At 31.8% G+C, this 12,659-nt stretch carries 14 protein-coding genes and 1 tRNA gene; 8 read left to right on the forward strand and 7 right to left on the reverse strand.

Annotated features, from left to right (window positions below):
* The first annotated feature begins 206 nt into the window (after positions 1 to 206).
* From proS to rpsT, 3 genes are all read left to right on the forward strand, one after another.
* A complete protein-coding gene (gene proS, locus ACTG3Y_RS11995) occupies positions 207 to 1,685 on the forward strand; it encodes a proline--tRNA ligase (RefSeq protein ID WP_439153162.1) in 1,479 nt (492 codons plus the stop codon).
* 110 nt (positions 1,686 to 1,795) lie between these two features.
* A tRNA-Glu gene (locus ACTG3Y_RS12000) sits at positions 1,796 to 1,867 on the forward strand.
* Between the two features lie 23 nt (positions 1,868 to 1,890).
* Positions 1,891 to 2,142, forward strand: coding sequence for a 30S ribosomal protein S20 (rpsT, locus tag ACTG3Y_RS12005; protein WP_439153163.1), 252 nt, complete (start codon positions 1,891 to 1,893; stop codon positions 2,140 to 2,142).
* A gap of 134 nt (positions 2,143 to 2,276) precedes the next feature.
* Here the strand turns inward: rpsT and rho are convergent, their stop codons facing one another.
* The gene (gene rho / locus ACTG3Y_RS12010; protein WP_439153164.1) at positions 2,277 to 3,899 is read right to left on the reverse strand and encodes a transcription termination factor Rho; all 1,623 of its coding nucleotides are present in this window, start codon (positions 3,897 to 3,899) and stop codon (positions 2,277 to 2,279) included.
* A gap of 217 nt (positions 3,900 to 4,116) precedes the next feature.
* On the opposite strand from rho, the gene ACTG3Y_RS12015 reads away from it, so the two are divergent.
* Complete coding sequence (locus ACTG3Y_RS12015; protein WP_439153165.1) at positions 4,117 to 4,527, forward strand: DUF4293 domain-containing protein; 411 nt, start codon at positions 4,117 to 4,119, stop codon at positions 4,525 to 4,527.
* Between the two features lie 63 nt (positions 4,528 to 4,590).
* Here the strand turns inward: ACTG3Y_RS12015 and ACTG3Y_RS12020 are convergent, their stop codons facing one another.
* A complete protein-coding gene (locus ACTG3Y_RS12020) occupies positions 4,591 to 5,085 on the reverse strand; it encodes a metallophosphoesterase family protein (RefSeq protein WP_439153166.1) in 495 nt (164 codons plus the stop codon).
* 74 nt (positions 5,086 to 5,159) lie between these two features.
* On the opposite strand from ACTG3Y_RS12020, the gene truA reads away from it, so the two are divergent.
* On the forward strand, positions 5,160 to 5,909 hold the full coding sequence (truA, locus tag ACTG3Y_RS12025; protein ID WP_439153167.1) for a tRNA pseudouridine(38-40) synthase TruA: 750 nt from the start codon (positions 5,160 to 5,162) through the stop codon (positions 5,907 to 5,909).
* Positions 5,909 to 7,678: an ABC transporter ATP-binding protein gene (locus ACTG3Y_RS12030; RefSeq protein ID WP_439153168.1), complete on the forward strand. Its 1,770-nt coding sequence runs from the start codon at positions 5,909 to 5,911 to the stop codon at positions 7,676 to 7,678. Before truA ends, ACTG3Y_RS12030 begins: the two co-directional genes overlap by 1 nt.
* Here the strand turns inward: ACTG3Y_RS12030 and ACTG3Y_RS12035 are convergent, their stop codons facing one another.
* The 5 genes from ACTG3Y_RS12035 to folP are packed head-to-tail and all read right to left on the reverse strand — an operon-like array spanning position 7,679 to position 11,584.
* Entirely contained in the window at positions 7,679 to 8,461 is a 783-nt protein-coding gene (locus ACTG3Y_RS12035; RefSeq protein ID WP_439153169.1) for a DUF3667 domain-containing protein, read from the reverse strand.
* Between the two features lie 3 nt (positions 8,462 to 8,464).
* On the reverse strand, positions 8,465 to 9,250 hold the full coding sequence (locus tag ACTG3Y_RS12040) for a DUF3667 domain-containing protein (protein ID WP_439153170.1): 786 nt from the start codon (positions 9,248 to 9,250) through the stop codon (positions 8,465 to 8,467).
* Positions 9,250 to 10,032 carry a diadenylate cyclase CdaA gene (cdaA, locus tag ACTG3Y_RS12045; RefSeq protein WP_439153171.1) on the reverse strand — a complete coding sequence of 261 codons (783 nt, stop codon included), beginning with the start codon at positions 10,030 to 10,032 and terminating at the stop codon, positions 9,250 to 9,252. Before cdaA ends, ACTG3Y_RS12040 begins: the two co-directional genes overlap by 1 nt.
* A gap of 34 nt (positions 10,033 to 10,066) precedes the next feature.
* Positions 10,067 to 10,756, reverse strand: a complete 690-nt coding sequence (locus ACTG3Y_RS12050; RefSeq protein ID WP_439153172.1) for a hypothetical protein — start codon at positions 10,754 to 10,756, stop codon at positions 10,067 to 10,069.
* Complete coding sequence (gene folP / locus ACTG3Y_RS12055) at positions 10,757 to 11,584, reverse strand: dihydropteroate synthase (protein WP_439153173.1); 828 nt, start codon at positions 11,582 to 11,584, stop codon at positions 10,757 to 10,759.
* A gap of 142 nt (positions 11,585 to 11,726) precedes the next feature.
* On the opposite strand from folP, the gene ACTG3Y_RS12060 reads away from it, so the two are divergent.
* The gene (locus ACTG3Y_RS12060) at positions 11,727 to 12,272 is read left to right on the forward strand and encodes a DUF1599 domain-containing protein (protein ID WP_439153174.1); all 546 of its coding nucleotides are present in this window, start codon (positions 11,727 to 11,729) and stop codon (positions 12,270 to 12,272) included.
* A 17-nt stretch (positions 12,273 to 12,289) separates the two neighbouring features.
* The coding region (locus ACTG3Y_RS12065; protein ID WP_439153175.1) for a MauE/DoxX family redox-associated membrane protein at positions 12,290 to 12,659 on the forward strand (370 nt) is incomplete at its 3' end.

Here is a 12,659-nt window from a genome sequence, read left to right on the forward strand (position 1 = left end):
TATCGTATCCTGCATATTGAAATGAACCGCAAGAAGTTAACACGGCCATTAAGCCAAGTACAACAAAAAATGGCAATTTTTGTTTGGTAATTGTGTTAAATTGCATATCTCTTTTATTTTATTGTTGAACAATACAAAAATAGTTAGTTTTGTTGAACTATTTTATTATTTAACATAAGCACAACTTTTGTGCCAAAACACTAAAAATGAGTAAAAATCTTACGAGTAGAGCTGAAGATTATTCAAAATGGTACAATGAATTAGTTGTAAAAGCTGATTTAGCAGAGAATTCCGCCGTTAGAGGATGTATGGTAATAAAACCATATGGATATGCAATTTGGGAGAAGATGCAAGCTGAATTAGATCGAATGTTTAAAGAAACAGGACATCAAAATGCTTATTTTCCATTATTTGTTCCAAAAAGTTTATTTGAAGCTGAAGAGAAAAATGCTGAGGGATTCGCGAAAGAATGTGCAGTTGTTACACATTATAGACTACAAAATGATCCAGATAGTGAAGGAAAACTTAGAGTAGACCCAGAAGCAAAATTGGAAGAAGAACTAGTTGTGAGACCTACTAGTGAAGCAATAATTTGGAATACATATAAAGGTTGGATTCAAAGTTATAGAGATTTACCAATTTTAGTGAATCAATGGGCTAATGTAGTTAGATGGGAAATGCGAACACGATTGTTTTTACGAACAGCAGAGTTTTTATGGCAAGAAGGGCATACCGCACATGCAACCAAAGAAGAAGCATGGGAAGAAACAAAATTGATAAATAATATTTATGCAGAATTTGCTGAAAATTTTATGGCAATTCCTGTAATACAGGGTTTAAAAACAGAGAGTGAGCGTTTTGCAGGAGCAGAAGAAACAATGTGCATTGAGGCTTTAATGCAAGATGGCAAGGCATTGCAAGCAGGTACCTCACATTTCTTAGGACAGAATTTTGCTAAAGCATTTGATGTGAAGTTTACGAATAGAGAAGGTAAGCAAGATTATGTTTGGGCTAGTTCTTGGGGAGTTTCAACACGATTGATGGGTGCATTAATAATGACCCATAGTGATGATAAAGGATTGGTCTTACCACCAAACTTAGCACCTTATCAAGTTGTAATTGTACCTATCTATAAAAATGATGAACAGTTTGAGGCTATTAAGAGTGTAGCAGATACAATAATTAGTGACCTTAAAGAAAGAAATATTAGTGTTAAGTTTGATAAAAGAGATACACTTCGTCCTGGTGCAAAGTTTGCACAACATGAGTTACAAGGAGTACCACTAAGAATAGCTATTGGACCAAAAGATATTGAAGACGAAACAGTAGAGGTAGCCAGACGCGATACTTTTACAAAAGAAACAGTGATTTTGGATCGTGTAAATGTTGTAGTTGAAGACCTGCTAGAAGAAATACAAGAGAGCTTATATACTAGAGCCTTGGATTATAGAAATACGCATATTACAGAAGTTGATGATTTTGAAGAATTTAAAAATATTTTAGAATCAAAAACCGGTTTTATATCTGCTCATTGGGATGGTACACCTGAAACAGAACAAAAGATAAAGGAATTAACAAAAGCCACAATTAGATGTATTCCTTTAGATAGTAAAGATGAAAAAGGCGAATGTGTTTATACTGGTAAACCTTCTGAGCAAAGGGTGTTATTTGCAAAAGCATATTAAAAAAAAATCAAAAAAAATTAGCTAGGTGTTGCAACATTTAAAAATAGTTGTATTTTTGCATCCGCAATGGAAACATTGTAGGTTCATTTAATTAGTAAAACAACCAAAATGGCCCGTTCGTCTATCGGCTAGGACGCCAGGTTTTCATCCTGGTAAGAGGGGTTCGATTCCCCTACGGGCTACAATTTTTAATAAGAAAAATATAATGGCAAATCATAAGTCAGCTTTAAAAAGAATAAGAAGTAACGAAAAGAGACGTGTTCTTAATAGATATCAACACAAAACAACTCGTAATGCAATAAAGAAATTGCGTGAGGTTACTGATGCTAAAGAAGCAGAAAAGATGTTACCTTCTGTAATTAGTATGGTTGATAAATTAGCTAAGAAGAATATTATACATTCTAATAAAGCAGCTAACTTAAAAGCTCAATTAGCCAAACATGTTGGTGCCCTTTAAAGGTAGCATTATTTTACAATTCAATAAAAAAGTCTTTCCTTCTGGAAAGACTTTTTTATTGAAGGCTTGTCAAATGATATAAAAAAGCCTTGAACACTATTGTTCAAGGCTTTTTATATGAGTGAAAGAAATCCTTAACCGTTCATTGAGATTAAGAACTCTTCATTATTTCTTGTTTGTTTAAAACGATCATTAATAAATTCCATCGCCTCTACAGGATTCATATCCGCAAGATACTTGCGCATTACCCACATTCTTTGAATAGTATTATCGTCTAACAATAAATCATCGCGTCTTGTACTTGATGATGTTAAATCGATAGCTGGGAAAATACGACGATTAGAAATTTTACGATCTAATTGTAATTCCATATTACCAGTCCCTTTAAACTCTTCAAAAATCACTTCATCCATTTTAGAACCAGTTTCTGTCAATGCAGTAGCAATAATAGTTAAAGAACCACCATTCTCGATTTTACGAGCAGCACCAAAGAATCGTTTTGGTTTATGTAATGCATTAGCATCGACACCACCAGAAAGAATTTTTCCAGATGCAGGTTGAACTGTATTATAAGCTCTAGCTAAACGCGTTATTGAATCTAATAATATAACAACATCATGTCCACATTCAACTAAGCGTTTTGCTTTCTCTAGTACAATATTTGCAATTTTAACATGCTCATGAGCTTCTTTGTCAAAGGTAGAAGCAATAACTTCACCGCGGACATTTCGTTGCATGTCTGTTACTTCTTCCGGACGCTCATCAATAAGTAGTATCATTTGATAAACTTCTGGATGATTTGCTGCAATTGCATTTGCAACATCCTTAAGTAACATTGTTTTACCAGTTTTAGGTTGTGACACAATCATACCACGTTGTCCTTTACCTATTGGTGAAAACAAATCCATGATCCGTGTAGAAATTGTACTCTGCTTTTCTGCAATATTGAATTTCTCTTGTGGAAATAATGGAGTTAAATGTTCGAAGGCAACACGGTCTCTCACCACTTGAGGGTTTTGACCATTTATTTTACTCACTTTAATAAGTGGAAAATACTTTTCACCTTCTTTAGGAGGTCTAACATGCCCAAGAACTGTATCTCCTGTTTTTAATCCAAATAATCTAATTTGAGATTGAGATACATATATATCATCAGGAGAAGTTAGGTAATTATAATCCGAAGATCTTAAAAAACCATAACCATCTTGCATAATATCTAAGACACCTTCACTTTCAATAATTGCGTCAAATTCAAAATCTGGTTCGCGATAACGATTTCTGTTATCTTTATTACCATTATTTTTCGAATTATTGCCTCTCTTGTCGTTTCTATTATCTTTTGAGCGATTTTGTCTATTGTCGTTCTGATTAGAATTAGAGCGTTTGTTATCATCTTTAAGTTCGTTAGATTTGCTATCATGACGCTTTTGATGAGAACGATCACTGCTCGACTTGCGTTCTTGCGGTTTAGATTCTTCTTTTTTATCAGAAGAAGCCTTTTGATTTCTCGTATTTTGAGGTTTTTTTGGCGTTCTTTCACGCTTTTGTTGGGGCTTGCTGTCTATTTTTGTTTCAGGATTATCATTCTTTGGAGAAACTTTGGCTTTTACCGCTTCTGGGTTGGCCGCTTGATAATCTAGAATTTGATAGACTAAGTCTAATTTTTTTAATGATCGGTATTTAGGTACCTTAAGTTGCTTAGCTATATCCTGTAATTCAGGAAGCTTCTTAGATTTTAACTGTGAAATTTCAAACATTCGTATGTTATATAATGTATTATAATTTTGATATTATTAATTCAATATTTTCTAAATGATATAAAAAGAAAAAAAGTGAAATTAATTTGGAAGATTAGATAGAAGCAACTCAGTGCATTACCTCTTTCTATTGCAATAATACAATTTTATTTTAAATTAAATTCTATCTTTTTAAAAAATAAACTACTAATTTTGTGCTACTTTTTTAATTAAAGTTATGATTCAACGAATACAAACACTCTATTTAGTACTTGCAGTTGTTATTTCTGCGGGTTTGATTTTTGTGTTTCATTTATGGACAAATAATGAAGGTGCTAAAGTGTTTGCTATGGATAATTACATCTATTTAGGCTTATTTGTAGGATCCGCATTGTTATCTTTAATAGCAATTTTTAGTTTTAAAAATAGAAAGTCTCAGTTTGTAATGGGACGAATGAATATAATATTAAACTTTATTTTACTAGGAATCTTTGTGTATCAATCTCTAAATTTATCTGGAGAAACTAACGTTTCTGAGAAAGGTATTGGGATTCTTCTTCCTATTTTTTCTATTGTGTGTTTAGTCTTGGCTAACAAGGCTATTAAAAAGGATGAAGATCTTGTAAAATCTGTAGATCGATTACGATGAACCTAAAATCTTAGTAGTATTAGTGCGAAAAACCCAGACTCTGCCGTCTGGGTTTTTCATTTTTTATCGCTTTTCAAATTCTATGACTTCTAATTCTTTTATTTCTTTACCGTCAATTTTAAACCTTAGCATTGTTCTAATTTTATGAAAACCATGTTTACCTACAGCACCAGGATTCATATGAAGAAGGTTTAATTTTTTGTCTGGCATAACCTTAAGTATGTGAGAATGACCAGTTACGAAAAGATCTGGAGGGTCAGATATCAATTTTTCTCTAACTTTACTATTGTACTTAGGTGGATAGCCACCAATATGTGTTATCCATACGTCAACTTCTTCACATTTAAATCGATTGTTTAATGGGAATTCAGTTCTGACCTTAGCGTCATCTATGTTCCCATAGACTCCTCTCAAAGGTTTATGTTTTTTAATACTATCTGTAACTTCTATATTACCAATATCACCAGCATGCCAAACTTCATCTGCTTGCTTAACGTATTTGAGAATAGAATCATCTACATAGCTATGTGTATCTGATAGAAGAAGTATCTTTTTCATTAAGATAAAATTGTGATTATAACGCTGATTTCTGTTTATCTTTGTAGCTTCGAGTGCAAAAATAAGGTAATCTTTTGAGATATTTTTTAGAGCTATCATACAATGGCAAAGCTTATCATGGTTGGCAAAATCAACCTAATGCTGTATCTGTACAAGAAGCACTAGAAAAAGCATTAACATTATTGTTAAAAGCTAAAATAGCCATTGTTGGAGCAGGTCGAACAGATGCTGGTGTGCATGCTAAACAAATGTATGCGCATTTTGATTTTGAGGATAATATAAATTTTGAAGAGTTAATATATAAGTTGAATTCGTTTTTACCAAAAGATATCGCAATTCATGATGTTTTTGAAGTGCAAAAAGATGCTCATGCCAGATTTGATGCTCTGAGTAGAACATATCATTATAACATTTCAATATCAAAAAATGTATTTGATTATGATTTTTCATATCAAATTCAGAAAAGATTAGACGTCGATGCTATGAATGAAGCATGTAAAACCCTATTTAAGTATAAAGATTTTCAATGCTTTTCTAAAAGTAATACTGATGTAAAAACTTATAATTGTGATATTAAAGAAGCATTCTGGAAGGTCAATAATGATAAATTGACTTTCATTATAACGGCAGATCGTTTTTTAAGAAATATGGTAAGGGCTATTGTTGGTACTATGGTGAATATAGGATTAGGAAAGATAAAGCCAAATGAACTGCATAATATCATAAAATCTAAGAATAGAGGAAATGCTGGATTTTCCGTTCCTGCTAATGGGTTATATTTAGTAGATATAAAATATCCAGAATCAATAAGAGTAAGAAGTTAATGGCAGAGGTAACCAAGAAAAAAATATTTGATATCTCTTTGTTTAAGAGACTTTTGCAGTATATAAAACCATATAGGTCAATTTTTGTGATATCATTGGTTTGTGTAATTGGTTTAGCCATTTTTGGTGCATTGAGACCATATGTTTTACAGCAAGCTATAGATACGCAGATTGCTGAACGAAAATATGATGGTTTTGTGTTTTATATTGTCATAATGCTTGCACTTCTCGTTGTAGAGGTTATTTCTCAATTACTTTTTATTTATTACGCAAGTTGGTTAGGTCAATCGGTTGTTAGGGATATTAGAGTTAAACTTTTCAAACACATGCTAAAGTTTAAGATGACCTATTTTGATAAATCGTCAGTTGGTGTTTTAATTACTAGAGCCGTTACCGATATGGAGCGTATAGCAGACATTTTTGGTCAGGGCTTATTCATGATATTTAGTGATATTCTTAAGATGGTTGTAGTTGCAGGCATTATGCTTTTTATGAATTGGAAGCTAACGCTAATTGTACTTACAACTATGCCAATAATTGTATTTGCGACAAAGATTTTTCAGAAGTACATGAAGCGTGCATTCGAAGATGTCCGTACAGAAGTTTCAAATTTAAATTCATTTGTACAAGAGCGTGTAACTGGTATGAAAATATTGCAGTTGTTTACACGTGAAGCTACGGAATACAAGAAGTTTAAGACCATTAACGAACGTCATAAAAGGGGTTGGTTAAAAACGGTTTGGTATAATTCTATTTTCTTTCCAATTGCAGAATTTGTATCCTCATTAACAATGGGAGCAGTTATTTGGATTGGAGGGTTAAATACTGTAGTAGGCGAGACGGCTTCTTTAGGAGATTTGATAGCATTTACGATGTTTATCCCAATGCTGTTTAGACCATTATATCAAATAGCTAATAAATTTAACACACTGCAAATGGGTATGGTTGCAGCAGATCGTGTATTTAAAGTATTAGACACAGATTCAAATATTAATGACAATGGGACCATTGAAGCTAATCATTTTAAAGGTACTTTAGAGTTTGATAATGTTAGATTTTCTTATGTAAAAGACGAAGAAGTTTTAAAAGGTATATCGTTTAAGGTTGATGCTGGCGAAACTGTTGCTATTGTAGGTGCTACTGGTGCAGGAAAATCAACAATAATCAATTTGTTAAATCGATTTTATGAAATTAATTCAGGTACCATTAAAGTAGATGGAACAGATATAAAAGAAATGACTCTAAGTTCATTACGTCACCAGATTGCAATAGTACTTCAAGACGTTTTTTTATTTGCTGATACAATTTTGAATAACATCACATTAAATAATGAATATATTACAGAAGAAGATGTTATTACGGCGGCAAAAGCAATTGGTATCCATGAGTTCATAATGTCATTACCTGGTGGTTATCACTATAATGTAAAGGAGCGTGGCGTTATGCTATCTTCAGGTCAACGACAATTAATTTCTTTCTTAAGAGCATACGTTACAAATCCAAGTATTTTGATTTTAGATGAAGCTACGTCATCAGTAGATTCATATTCTGAACAGCTTATACAAGATGCAACAGATACCATTACAAAAGGTAGAACCTCAATTGTTATTGCACATCGATTAGCAACGATACAGCAAGCTGATAAAATTATTGTAATGGATGCAGGTCAAATTGTTGAGATAGGAACGCATAAGTCACTGCTAAAAAAGAAGGATGGTTACTACAAAAATCTTTATGAAGTTCAGTTTCTAAAAGCAGAAGCTGTTTAATTACTTAGGTCTGAAATCATCAAGATTGACTGCTCCAGTTATTAGCATAATGATAAAAACTAAAATTGAAATTATCATATAGGCCATGAAGAATATTGCTATTGCAATTATGGTTTTTAAAATTAAATTTCCTAATGATAATTTAAATATTCGTTTCAGAGCATAGCTGTGATAAACAAGCATTATTAACCAGAAAGACATACTATAAATTAAATAACTACTGGGAGTCACTAATAACACAATTTGCCCAACTATAACTGAAAAAATACTCAACAGAGACATGGAGTATAGATAGATTATTATATGCTCCGTAAAATTTAATTTTTTATCTAAAAACGTAATCCAAGAAACAAAGGCCATAAGCGGTATTAAAAACGAATAGAATAAAGAATTATATTCTAAAACTCCACCAGAAGTGGCATTCATTATATCTTGGCTTGCTTTTACTCCTTCAAATAAATTAGAAAAATCTAAATGCTCAATATAAAACTTCTTTAAAATAAAAATTGAAAGACCAGATAAGGTTAACGACAAGCCAAAAAAGCTTATTGGATTGATGTATTTTTTTCTTACACCATCAATATAACCTACAATGACATCTTCAGGGTTTTTAATAAGCTGCACGAAGGTTCTTAAGAGTTTATTGTCATAATTGAAAAATGTTTCACTTAAGTGCTCGAAAAGATTTTTAAAGCTCAATCTATTTCTAATCACTTTTCCACCGCATTTTCTGCAATAATCATCTTCTTGAAGTAATTCGGTATGACAGTTTTTACAGTTCATTAATTATTTAGGTAAGTTTGAAACAACACCAATAATTGCAATTAAAACACTAATCGCTGTAAACGTAATCATGTAGATAGTTGCGGTTAATAAAAATTTAGCAAAGCTTTCCTTAAAACTGTCTTTGAATACCCGAAATAAAACAAAACCTAAATAAATAAACATAGGAATTGTGAGAATCATTGAAGCTAACAGATAATTAATGCCAAAGAATAGAAATATTATACTTAACACAGCAAAAACAATAATCGTTTGTCCTGAGTAATAAATATTTAGTACTAAATGCTCGGTGAAATTATAGCGTCTATCTCCAACTAGATAATAAGCCAACCATGTTGAAAAAGCTGAAAATGGAAGTGTAAAAATATAAATCAGGCCTTGATACTTGCTTGTATTTTCAAAATCAGAATTTAAAAAAGGATTGTTTTCATTACCTGGTGCCTGTGCTATTTTATCCATAAATTCAGAACTTATGTCTAAAGTATCTTTAAAGAATGTGGTCATAAGAAAGACCTGTACTGCAGCAAAGGTTAAGGATATTGCAAAATATTGAAGTGCATCAATATATTTTTTGCGAGTTCCATTAACATAACCATCTATGACTTCTTCTGGTTTTTTAAAAAGATTAATAAATGTTCTGAGAAATTTATTATCAATGGATATAAACTGCTCGTTTATCTGCTTGGCAAGCAACTTTAGCGTCAAACGATTACGAATAACTTTAGCACCACAATCATCGCAAAATTGTTGAGAAACTTTTAATTCTTTATCACAATTTTTACACTGCATTAGGCCAGATCCTTTTTAATCTTATCTATTAACTCATCCGTATCTTTAAACATTACAAATTCTCCATTTTTAATGTGAGATATTTGTCCTGTCTCTTCGCTGACAGCAATAGCCAAAGCATCTGTTTTTTCAGTAATACCAACTGCAGCCCTGTGTCTTAAACCGAAGCGTTCTGGTATATTCTTTTCGTTATTTACAGGTAAAATGACACGAGTAGCTTTGACTACATTTTTATCTATAATTATAGCGCCATCGTGCAATGGGCTATTTTTAAAAAAGATACTTTCTATAATTGGTTGAGAGACTAATATATTCATCTCATCACCAGTGTTTGTTAGAAAGTCGAGATTGTTATTGCGTTCTATAACAATTAAGGCACCAGTGTTTGTAGCACCCATTTTATTACAAGCATTTATGATGGCATCTACATCTGTGCTCGTTTGATCTTCATTTTTGAGGAATTTAAAATTCTTGAAAATTCCTTTTTTACCACCAATATTCGTGGAGCCCACAAGTAATAAAAATTTTCTAATCTCTGGTTGAAAGACAACAATTAATGCAATAATTCCCACTTTCATAAACCCATCAAAAATGCTGTAAAGCATACGCATTTGGAGGTAATCGGTTAGTCTCCATGCAAAATAAACCACTAAGATTCCAATAAAAATATTAACAGCAACAGTGCCTTTTACCAGCTTGTAGATATAATATAGAAGTATAGCAACGAGGAAAACGTCAACGAAATCTATAAATCTAAAATCCCAAAGTTGTAAGTTTTCCAAAGGTTAGTACTTTTTGCTAATTTAAGAATTTAAGTTAATAAATGAATTCTTCATTGTTTATAATAGACATGTCGTTTGTAAAATTCATAATATTATGTTTAATCTCAATATACTTTTGAAAACTTAATCTTTCGTCAAATGACAATTCGATTTCATTTTTGTGATTTCTGTATGGTGCAAAAAAGTTCTCATTGAAATGAATTTTCATTTCAAAACCTTCACTTTTAATTTGTTTTCCCTCAAAAAAATCATCTATTATAAAAACATCGCTTTTTAGAAAGTGAATATAAATTGTTCTGATATTAGTATTTACAGGTTCATTATTTGTGTATGTATCAATGTCAATAACATAATTCACATTCGTAAACTCAATAAACCCTAAATTCTTTATACTAGTATCATTACAAGTAAAGTAATTCTTAGCTTCTTCATTTTTATGCATTTCTGCATTTCGCTTTTTATCCTGTAGAAATTTAATATGTGGTATGGCTTGTCTTAAGGTCAGTCGTTTATCTACATTGACCAACCAATTTGTAGTACTGATAAGATTTCTTCGATTCAATAATGTAGAATCTGGTTGTGTTTCATCATAAAAAATATACGCAGGAGACACGTCTAAAACTTCAGTAATTTCTGCATTTTCAATTTCAGGTAATTGTACAATACGCTCATTATTGCAGGTAAAAATTAATAAAAATAGAAGTAGGTATAAATAACGATTCATTTAATTAACAGTTAATTGATTATACAATTTCACACACTCAATAGCTTCCTTAACATCGTGTACGCGCAATATTTTAGCGCCTTTTTGTAAGGCAACCATATGTAATGCAGTTGTGCCATTGAGAGCTTGGTCTGATGTGGTATTCAAAGTTTTATAGATCATAGATTTCCGTGACACTCCAGCTAATATTGGTTTATCTGTAATCTGTAATAGTTCTAGTTTATTGAGAAGCTTATAGTTTTGCTTCAAGGTTTTGGCAAAACCAAAACCTGGATCAATGATTATATCATTAATTTTTGCCGCATGCGCTTTTGCAATACGTTCGGCAAAATATAAATTGATTTCTTTTATTAAATCATCATAGTCAGTTTGCTGTTGCATGTTTTTTGGATTTCCTCTCATGTGCATCATAATATAAGGCACACATAATTTTCCAATTGTAGAAAGCATTTTATCATCTAAGTGACCAGCAGAGATATCATTGACCATAGCAGCTCCAGAACCAATACTTTGATGTGCTACTTGACTTCTAAAAGTGTCAACAGAGATTAATGTTTCAGGAAAACGGTCTAATATCAATTCAATAACAGGAAGTACACGGTTCAATTCTTCTTCTTCAGAAACGAAGTCAGCTCCAGGACGCGAGCTATAACCACCAATATCAATAAAAGTAGCACCATTTTTGAGCATGGTTTCAACTTTAATTAAAATTTCAGATTCATCTTTGTTCGTTCCACCATCGTAAAAAGAGTCTGGTGTTGCGTTCAGAATTCCCATCACTTTTGGTGTGGATAAATCTATTAATTGGCCTTTGCAGTTTATAGTCATTATGAGATTTAAGGTTCAGAATTTAGAATTCAAAGTTATTAACATAATTTCAAAATTTTTAAACGCTTTCTAAAACATTGAACCCGTAACTTTGAACTTTGAACTAAATAAGCGAAATTTACGCAAAAATTAACGTAACTCAATGCAAGATACTTCAAAACAATACGATGCTGTTATCGCTAAATGTAGAGCGTTATTTGTAAATAAAATGAGCGATTATGGCAGTGCTTGGCGTATTTTAAGATTACCTTCCCTAACAGATCAGATATTTATTAAAGCGCAACGCATACGCAGCTTACAACAAAATTCTGTGAGAAAGGTTGATGAAGGTGAAGTAAGTGAATTTATCGGTATCATTAACTATTGTTTAATGGCACTAATTCAGTTAGAAAGAGGTGTTGTAGAACAACCAGATTTAGATACAGAAGAAGCTAAAGAACTCTATGATGAGAAGATAGGGTTAACCAAGCAGTTGATGTTAGATAAAAATCATGATTATGGTGAAGCTTGGAGAGATATGCGCGTAAGTTCTTTAACCGATTTAATCATACAGAAATTATTACGTGTTAAACAAATTGAGGACAACGCTGGTAAAACAATTGTAAGCGAAGGCATTGATGCCAATTATCAGGATATGATAAATTATGCTGTTTTCGCGATGATTCATCTTGGTGAATCAAAATCATAAAATTTAAAAAATTATTTATGAAGATTTTAGTACATCTCAGTAGAATATTTGTCGGTGTTTTATTTATTATTTCAGGATTTATAAAACTTAATGATCCACTTGGTTTTTCATATAAATTACAAGAGTATTTTGGTGAAGATGTTTTAAATCTTGAGTTTCTTATTCCTTATGCATTAGGAATTTCAGTCATTGTTGTTGTTTTTGAAGTTGTTTTGGGTGTCTTTTTACTCATTGGTTACAAACCTAAATTTACAATCTGGAGCTTGTTGTTAATGATTGTCTTCTTTACGTTTCTAACATTTTATTCGGCATACTTTGATAAAGTCAAAGATTGCGGATGTTTTGGTGATGCCTTAAAACTAACACCTTGGGAAAGTTTTACAAAAG

It is taken from the genome of Winogradskyella sp., from assembly GCF_965656915.1.
Taxonomy (GTDB): domain Bacteria; phylum Bacteroidota; class Bacteroidia; order Flavobacteriales; family Flavobacteriaceae; genus Winogradskyella.

Bases quoted from the DNA above. Each gene is read 5' to 3' on its own strand.
- rho (WP_439153164.1), bottom strand. From the start codon at position 3,899: ATGTTTGAAATTTCACAGTTAAAATCTAAGAAGCTTCCTGAATTACAG.
- ACTG3Y_RS12040 (WP_439153170.1), bottom strand. From the start codon at position 9,250: ATGCAGTGTAAAAATTGTGATAAAGAATTAAAAGTTTCTCAACAATTT.
- ACTG3Y_RS12035 (WP_439153169.1), bottom strand. From the start codon at position 8,461: ATGAACTGTAAAAACTGTCATACCGAATTACTTCAAGAAGATGATTAT.
- ACTG3Y_RS12020 (WP_439153166.1), bottom strand. From the start codon at position 5,085: ATGAAAAAGATACTTCTTCTATCAGATACACATAGCTATGTAGATGAT.
- folP (WP_439153173.1), bottom strand. From the start codon at position 11,584: ATGACTATAAACTGCAAAGGCCAATTAATAGATTTATCCACACCAAAA.
- ACTG3Y_RS12015 (WP_439153165.1), top strand. From the start codon at position 4,117: ATGATTCAACGAATACAAACACTCTATTTAGTACTTGCAGTTGTTATT.
- proS (WP_439153162.1), top strand. From the start codon at position 207: ATGAGTAAAAATCTTACGAGTAGAGCTGAAGATTATTCAAAATGGTAC.
- rpsT (WP_439153163.1), top strand. From the start codon at position 1,891: ATGGCAAATCATAAGTCAGCTTTAAAAAGAATAAGAAGTAACGAAAAG.
- ACTG3Y_RS12060 (WP_439153174.1), top strand. From the start codon at position 11,727: ATGCAAGATACTTCAAAACAATACGATGCTGTTATCGCTAAATGTAGA.
- ACTG3Y_RS12030 (WP_439153168.1), top strand. From the start codon at position 5,909: ATGGCAGAGGTAACCAAGAAAAAAATATTTGATATCTCTTTGTTTAAG.
- ACTG3Y_RS12050 (WP_439153172.1), bottom strand. From the start codon at position 10,756: ATGAATCGTTATTTATACCTACTTCTATTTTTATTAATTTTTACCTGC.